Genomic DNA, 6,041 nt, shown 5'->3' with positions numbered 1-6,041 from the left:
AGCGGACCGTCAAGAAGGCCGTCGCGGCCGTGGCGCCGGACGCCTCCGAGCCGAAGACGCCCACCCGCCGACGGACGACGAAGAAGGCGGCCGAGGCCGTCGACGCCGCCGCCGAGGCCCCGAAGACGCCGCGCAAGCGGACCGTCAAGAAGGCCGTCGCCGAGCCCGAGGCGTAACACGTAAGGGCACGTAGAGAAGCGAAGGCGCGACGACGCGTCGAGCGGAACGTCACCGCGGCCCGGTCCCTCCTGGTGAGGGGCCGGGCCGCGGTGTCGTCCGGACGCGGAGGGCTACAGTCCCTGTATGAGCAAGCCCCGCTCCCTGGCACCGCCGCCCCGGACCCGCGCCTACCGCCTGGTCACCGCGCGCGGCTCCTTCGCCGTCCTCGACACGGCCCCCGCCGGTGCCCCGCGCGGCACCGCGCTGCTGCTGCCCGGCTTCACCGGCAGCAAGGAGGACTTCCTGGCGCTGCTCGGCCCGCTGAGCGAGGCCGGCTACCGCGCGGTGGCCGTGGACGGGCGGGGCCAGCACGAGAGCCCGGGCCCGCGCGGCCGGGCCGCGTACCGGCGCAAGGCGCTCGCGCTGGACGCCGTCGCGCAGGCGGCGGCGCTCGGCGACGGCCCGGTGCACCTGCTGGGCCACTCGTTCGGCGGGCTGGTGGCCCGCGCGGCCGTCGCACTGGCGCCGGAGGCGTTCCGCTCGCTGACCCTGCTGTCCTCGGGCCCCGGCCGGGTCGCGCGCTCCCAGCGGGTGCGGCTGCGGGCGCTGCGCGCCGCGCTGGCGGTGCTCTCGAAGGAGCGGGTGTGGCGGGCGACCCGGTGGCTGGACAGCCGGGGCGAGGAGCCGGGCGCGGCCGACCCCCCGGAGATCGTGGGCTTCCTGCGCCGCCGCTGGATGCGGACCCGGATCGCGCAGCTCGCGGGCGCGGGCCGGCTGCTGGCCGGGGACCCGGACGGCACGGCGGCGCTGGCCGCGCTGCCGCTGCCGCTGCACCTGGCGTACGGCGACGAGGAGTCGGTCTGGCCGGTGCCGGAGCTGGCCGCCGCGGCGGCCCGCACGGGCGCGCACCACACGGTGGTGGCGGGCGCGGGCCACTCCCCCAACGTGTCGCACCCCCAGGAGCTGGCCGACCGGCTCACCGCCTTCTGGGACCGGGCCGGACGGCTCGACGCGGTCAGTACCGGGTCTGGAGCTGCTGCCAGAAGCCGTCGCGCAGCGCCCGGCGCAGTCCGGCGTGGCCCCGCAGCGAGCGGCTGAGCAACCGTTCCGCCACGACCAGGAGCTCCTGGTCCACGGGCCCCGGCAGATAGGGGTGGCCGGGGAGGAGCTCGGCGAGCTCGTCGCGGCCCCGCTCGGCGAACCAGGTGGCGGCGATCTGGGCGCCGATGAAGCGCACCTCCTCGCGGGAGGGCGGCGGCCCGCTCTCGTTCTCGTACATGGTGACCGGCTTGCGGGTGACGTACGGGCGGCAGAAGTCGAGCTCGAAGGTGCGCTGGCTGTCCACCTCCCACAGCAGTGCCTCGGCCTGGTTGCGGCCCTCGGCGGCCTCGATGCCCCAGAGGTGGACGCGGGCGCCGTAGCCCTGGGCGGCCTCGACGGCGGAGACCAGGTCCTCGTCGCCGCCGACGAGGGCGGCGTCGCTGATGGCGCGGTGCCGGGCTAGGGACTCCAGGTCGGAGCGGATGAGGGAGTCGACGCCCTTCTGCTGGTTGTTGGCGTTGAGGTTGCCGAGCCGGACCTTGACGTCGGGGAGCTCGGCGATGGTCTGCTGCTCGGGGGTGTGGATACGGCGCCGGGCGCCGTCGTACCAGTAGACGCGGAGCAGCCTGCTGTCCGCGAAGATCGTGCGGGCGGTGTCGATGAGGGCCTCGATGAGCCCCTCGGCGTCCAGGTCGAAGGAGCGCCGGTCCTCGGTGCCCGCCACCAGCAATCCGGCCGAAGCATAGACGTAACCGGCGTCGACGAAGATGGCATGGGTCGAGGGGGTCTTCGCCACCTCGGCCAGCATCCGCCGGAGGAGGTCGTCGATGTGTTCCAGACGGGCCTCGATGGCCCCCGTCCGGTCCGTCCCGGCCTTCCCCGCCGGCACGTCGTTAGTCATCCGAAAAATTTCCTTAGCGTAGGGAATGTTTGCAGGATGCACCTCGTTGTACAGGTACGTAAGACAGTTCTCCTCCAGGAGGAACACCTCAGACGAAGGGAGAAGCCCATGCGCTTCGAAATCCTGCGACTCGACGACCACGACGGTACGCCCGTCGACCGGACCGTCGTGGACGCCTCCTCCGTCAACCGGATCGTGCAGCAGGCCGCGGCTGTCGGCCAGCGCATCTGGATCCGCCCGGCCGAGACCTCGGCCTCGTAACGCACAGGACGCACCGCGCACCGCGCCCCCGCATGGACTCCGCTGAGCGGAATCCGTACGGGGGCGCAGTGGTGTCCGGGGCCGGTGAGGCACCCGGCCGGGGTACGGGTCAGGCGCCCCGGATGACCTGGGTGACGCCGTTGATGATCTGCTGCACGGCGATGGCCGAGAGCATCATGCCGGCGAGCCGGGTCACCAGGACCACGCCGCCGTCCTTGATGACCCGGATGATCAGCAGCGAGTAGCGCATGGTCAGCCAGAGCACGACGTGCATGGCGGCGATGGCGGCCCAGACGGAGACCTGGGAGGCCACGGTGTCGGCGTGCTGCACGGCGAGGATGACCGACACGATGGCGCCGGGCCCGGCGAGCAGCGGCATCCCCAGGGGTACGAGCGCGACGTTGACGTCCTTGGTCTGCTTGGGCTCGTCGGTCTTTCCGGTGAGCAGGTCGAGCGCGATCAGCAGCAGGAGCAGACCGCCCGCGATCATCAGCGCGGGGACGGAGACGTGCAGGTAGGCCAGGATCTGCTGGCCGAGGATGCCGAAGACGGTGATGACGCCGAAGGCGACGGCCACCGCCTGCCAGGCCATCCGGCGCTGCACCTTGGCGGCGCGGCCGGAGGTGAGCGCGAGGAAGATCGGCGTGATCCCGGGGGGATCCATGATCACGAAGAGGGTGAGGAAGAGCGAGCCGAAGACGGCGACGTCGAACACGGTGATGGGCCTTGCGGGAAAGGGGCGTACAAGAACATCCGGAACTGAAGGTTCCGGTGACAGGGCAGGAAGATGCCGTACGGGGCCGGGGCCCCGAGCAGGGTGGCGGGCCGCCACGCCGCGCCGCACCCCGGCCGCGAACGGCCGGGCGGGGAGCGGCGGGGCCGGGCCGGGAGTCCCGGGATCCGGTGCCGGGGAGACCCGGGCCCGTGAGGCCGGGACCCGTGCGGTCCGAGTCGGCGGCCGGGGCTCGCCGGGGGCCGGACGGGCCCTAGGGCCGGACAGGCCCTAGGCGGCGGGTCCGCCCGCGCCCGGGACCGGGAAGGCTCCGGTGGCGCGGCGGGTGATCTCGCCGTAGATCTCGGGGTCGGTCGTGCAGTCGCCGAGACCGCAGGTCTTGCGGCTGCCGTGGTAGTCGCTGGAGCCGGTGGTCAGCAGCCCGAGCTCGCCCGCCAGACCGCGCAGCCGCGCCCGGGTGGGCAGGTCGTGGTCCATGTGGTCGACCTCGATGCCGTCCAGGCCGGCCTCGGTGAGCCGCGCGATCGCGGACTCCGGCACGCACTCGCCGCGCTTGACCGCGAGCGGGTGGGCGAAGACGGTGACCCCGCCGGCCGCCTTGACCAGGCGTATCGCCTCGATCGGGTCCAGCTCGTGCTTGTCGACGTGGGCCCGGCCGCCGTCGGCCAGCCAGTCGGAGGTGAAGGCACCGGAGACATCGGGCACGACACCCAGCTCGACCAGCGCCTCGGCGATGTGCGGGCGGCCCACGGAGCCGTCGCCCGCGATCCGGGCGACCTGCTCCCAGGTGACCGGGACGCCGAGCTCCCGGAGCTTGCCGACCATGGCCCGCGCGCGCGGCACCCGGTCGTCGCGCACCAGCTCGCGCTCGGCGGCGAAGGCGGGCTCGTCGGGGTCGAAGAGGTAGGCGAGCATGTGGAGGCTGACGCCGTCGAGGCGGCAGGACAGCTCGGCGCCGGTGACGAGGGTCAGGCCCTCGGGCAGGGCCGCGATCGCCTCCGCGTGTCCGCGCGTGGTGTCGTGGTCGGTCAGCGCGACCACGTCCAGGCCGGCGGCGGCGGCGTTGCGCACGAGCTCGGCCGGGGAGTCCGTGCCGTCGGACGCCGTGGAGTGGGTGTGCAGATCGATGCGCACGACGCGTGACTCCAGGGATTCGGGCGGACGGAGCGGACGCTCAAGGATAGCGGGCGATTCGAACAATTCCGTACGGAGTCGGGAAAGCCGTCGCCCCTTACGCGAGGGGGTCGCGGGCGGGCTCGCGCAGGGGACGCGACGGCCTCGCCACGCCTCAGGACCCGCCGCACCTCCGGACCGCCTCAGGACCCGCCGCGCCTCCGGACCGCCTCAGGACCCGCCGCGCCTCCGGCCTCGCCGCGCCTCCGGGCCGGTCCTAGCTGAGCAGCCGGGGTGTCAGGGCGCCGCAGGGCAGCAGCTCCACCTCCGAGCCGGCGTCCCGCAGATCGGTCAGGACCAGCTCGTCGTACATCAGCAGCCCCGACTGCTCGGGCCAGACGATGGCCCACAGCCACAGCCCGCGCGCCTCGCCCGCGAAGACCGCGCGGTCCGAGGGGGCGCCGCTGACGTGCCAGAGCGGGGTGGGCCGGCCGGCGGCGAGCACCTTGACCTGGGGCGGCTTGTCGATCGCCATCCCGGGGCCGGGGTCCGGTCCGTCGATGCCCGCGTACCGCGCGCCGAGCCCGACGCCGAGCTCCTCGGCGACGAGCAGCAGCTCGCCGATCCCGCCGAGCGGGCCGGGTCCGGAGCAGGCGACAGCGGTCGCGCGTCCGCCGCTGCGGTCGTCACCGGCGTACGCGACGCCGGTGAACAGCCAGCCGACGGGCAGGGGCCACGGCATCCAGACCGGCACGTGGGCCCGGTGCACGACGACACCGAGGGCCTCGACGCTGGGCGGGATCACGGGCTGCAACGGGTGCACCGAGCCGTGCGCGTCGCACTGCCAGGAGTCGGCGAAGAGACCGGGCGCCCTGACCCGGCCACCGCACTTCGGGCAACTGGGTTCGCCCCTCATAGGGCTCAACGGTCCTACCAGCCGGGCCCCGCGTCAAGGACGATCACCGACGATCACCCGTCCGGACCGGAGCGTTCACCCCCGGCCGGACGGACACGGCGCTTGGGACACGACAGACCCTGGGACCCGTCGTCACGCTCCCGCCCGCCTCGCGACGGCGGGCCCTAGTCCAGCGCCACCGACACCCGCAGCGGATCGCGCAGGTCGGTCCCCCGGGCCAGCCAGCGCTCCTCCAGCGCCTGCGCCCCGTGCACCCGCTTCCACGCCGCCTCGTTCGCGGTCATCGGCAGCAGCGGCAGGAAGCGGACCGGGTCCAGCGGCGCGTCCAGCTCCAGGTCCTCGACCAGGCCGCCCGGTTCGGCGACCAGGACCGAGCCGAAGGGGGCGCCCGGCCACAGCGGCTCGCCCAGGTCGAGCGAGGCGCCGGGGGCCACGACCACGCCCTCGACCTGCGGGGTGGCGGCCAGCACCGCGAGCGGGCGCAGCAGCTTGTCGGTGTCGGCGAGACCGGCCCGCACCGAGAGGACCAGTTCGGCGCGCGGGCCCTTCACCGGGTCCGCGAGCACGGCGGTCGGGTCGGCCATCGGCCGGGCCGCCATGCCGAGGGTCGCGTAGCGCACGAGCCCCGCTTCCGGGTCGACGAAGCGGAGGACCTCGATGCGGTCGGTGCCGAGGAAGGTCACCGCGGCGCGCGCGTCCGGCTCGCCGAGGGCCGTGCGCAGCCGGGCCTCGACCAGGGCGAGAATTTCTTCCATGCGGCGAGCATAAAGCGCGTATGGAACGGGCAAAGTAAGGGATTGACCCTCAGTCGGCTGATAGTCTTGGCCACTGGTCGGGATACCCGACTGCTCGTCACACGTCATCCCTCACGAGGGACCGGCCGGAGGAGGTGGGACTGCGATGGACCGAAGTCGGTC

7 protein-coding genes are annotated in these 6,041 nt (G+C 73.9%); 2 read left to right on the top strand and 5 right to left on the bottom strand.

Features of this window, described 5'->3' with window-relative positions:
- The first annotated feature begins 303 nt into the window (after positions 1–303).
- Positions 304–1,257 carry an alpha/beta fold hydrolase gene (locus ACZ6J5_RS27325; RefSeq protein WP_469395853.1) on the top strand — a complete coding sequence of 318 codons (954 nt, stop codon included), beginning with the start codon at positions 304–306 and terminating at the stop codon, positions 1,255–1,257.
- On the opposite strand, the gene ACZ6J5_RS27320 is transcribed toward ACZ6J5_RS27325, so the two are convergent.
- Positions 1,175–2,101 (bottom strand): NYN domain-containing protein, encoded by a 927-nt coding sequence (locus ACZ6J5_RS27320; protein WP_469395851.1) that lies wholly within the window; start codon positions 2,099–2,101, stop codon positions 1,175–1,177. The two genes, ACZ6J5_RS27325 and ACZ6J5_RS27320, sit on opposite strands and share 83 nt — an antisense overlap.
- Positions 2,102–2,209: 108 nt before the next feature.
- Between ACZ6J5_RS27320 and ACZ6J5_RS27315 the strand changes: the two genes are divergently transcribed.
- Positions 2,210–2,362, top strand: a complete 153-nt coding sequence (locus ACZ6J5_RS27315; protein WP_469395850.1) for a hypothetical protein — start codon at positions 2,210–2,212, stop codon at positions 2,360–2,362.
- A gap of 109 nt (positions 2,363–2,471) precedes the next feature.
- Here the strand turns inward: ACZ6J5_RS27315 and ACZ6J5_RS27310 are convergent, their stop codons facing one another.
- The 4 genes from ACZ6J5_RS27310 to ACZ6J5_RS27295 all read right to left on the bottom strand — a co-directional run bounded on the left by ACZ6J5_RS27310 (position 2,472) and on the right by ACZ6J5_RS27295 (position 5,879).
- Positions 2,472–3,077 (bottom strand): MarC family protein, encoded by a 606-nt coding sequence (locus ACZ6J5_RS27310; protein ID WP_469395848.1) that lies wholly within the window; start codon positions 3,075–3,077, stop codon positions 2,472–2,474.
- 288 nt (positions 3,078–3,365) lie between these two features.
- Positions 3,366–4,229, bottom strand: a complete 864-nt coding sequence (locus ACZ6J5_RS27305; protein WP_469395846.1) for a PHP domain-containing protein — start codon at positions 4,227–4,229, stop codon at positions 3,366–3,368.
- Between the two features lie 256 nt (positions 4,230–4,485).
- Entirely contained in the window at positions 4,486–5,124 is a 639-nt protein-coding gene (locus ACZ6J5_RS27300; RefSeq protein ID WP_469395844.1) for a DUF6758 family protein, read from the bottom strand.
- A gap of 164 nt (positions 5,125–5,288) precedes the next feature.
- Complete coding sequence (locus ACZ6J5_RS27295; RefSeq protein ID WP_469395842.1) at positions 5,289–5,879, bottom strand: suppressor of fused domain protein; 591 nt, start codon at positions 5,877–5,879, stop codon at positions 5,289–5,291.
- Positions 5,880–6,041 lie beyond the last annotated feature (162 nt).

It is taken from the genome of Streptomyces sp. NPDC042100 (assembly GCF_055582325.1).
Note: the sequence above shows the minus strand (reverse complement) of the source record. Positions and strands in the feature narration are given on the sequence as shown.

Coding starts and splice junctions, on each gene's coding strand:
- ACZ6J5_RS27295 (WP_469395842.1), bottom strand. CDS start 5,879: ATGGAAGAAATTCTCGCCCTGGTCGAGGCCCGGCTGCGCACGGCCCTC.
- ACZ6J5_RS27320 (WP_469395851.1), bottom strand. CDS start 2,101: ATGACTAACGACGTGCCGGCGGGGAAGGCCGGGACGGACCGGACGGGG.
- ACZ6J5_RS27325 (WP_469395853.1), top strand. CDS start 304: ATGAGCAAGCCCCGCTCCCTGGCACCGCCGCCCCGGACCCGCGCCTAC.
- ACZ6J5_RS27300 (WP_469395844.1), bottom strand. CDS start 5,124: ATGAGGGGCGAACCCAGTTGCCCGAAGTGCGGTGGCCGGGTCAGGGCG.
- ACZ6J5_RS27315 (WP_469395850.1), top strand. CDS start 2,210: ATGCGCTTCGAAATCCTGCGACTCGACGACCACGACGGTACGCCCGTC.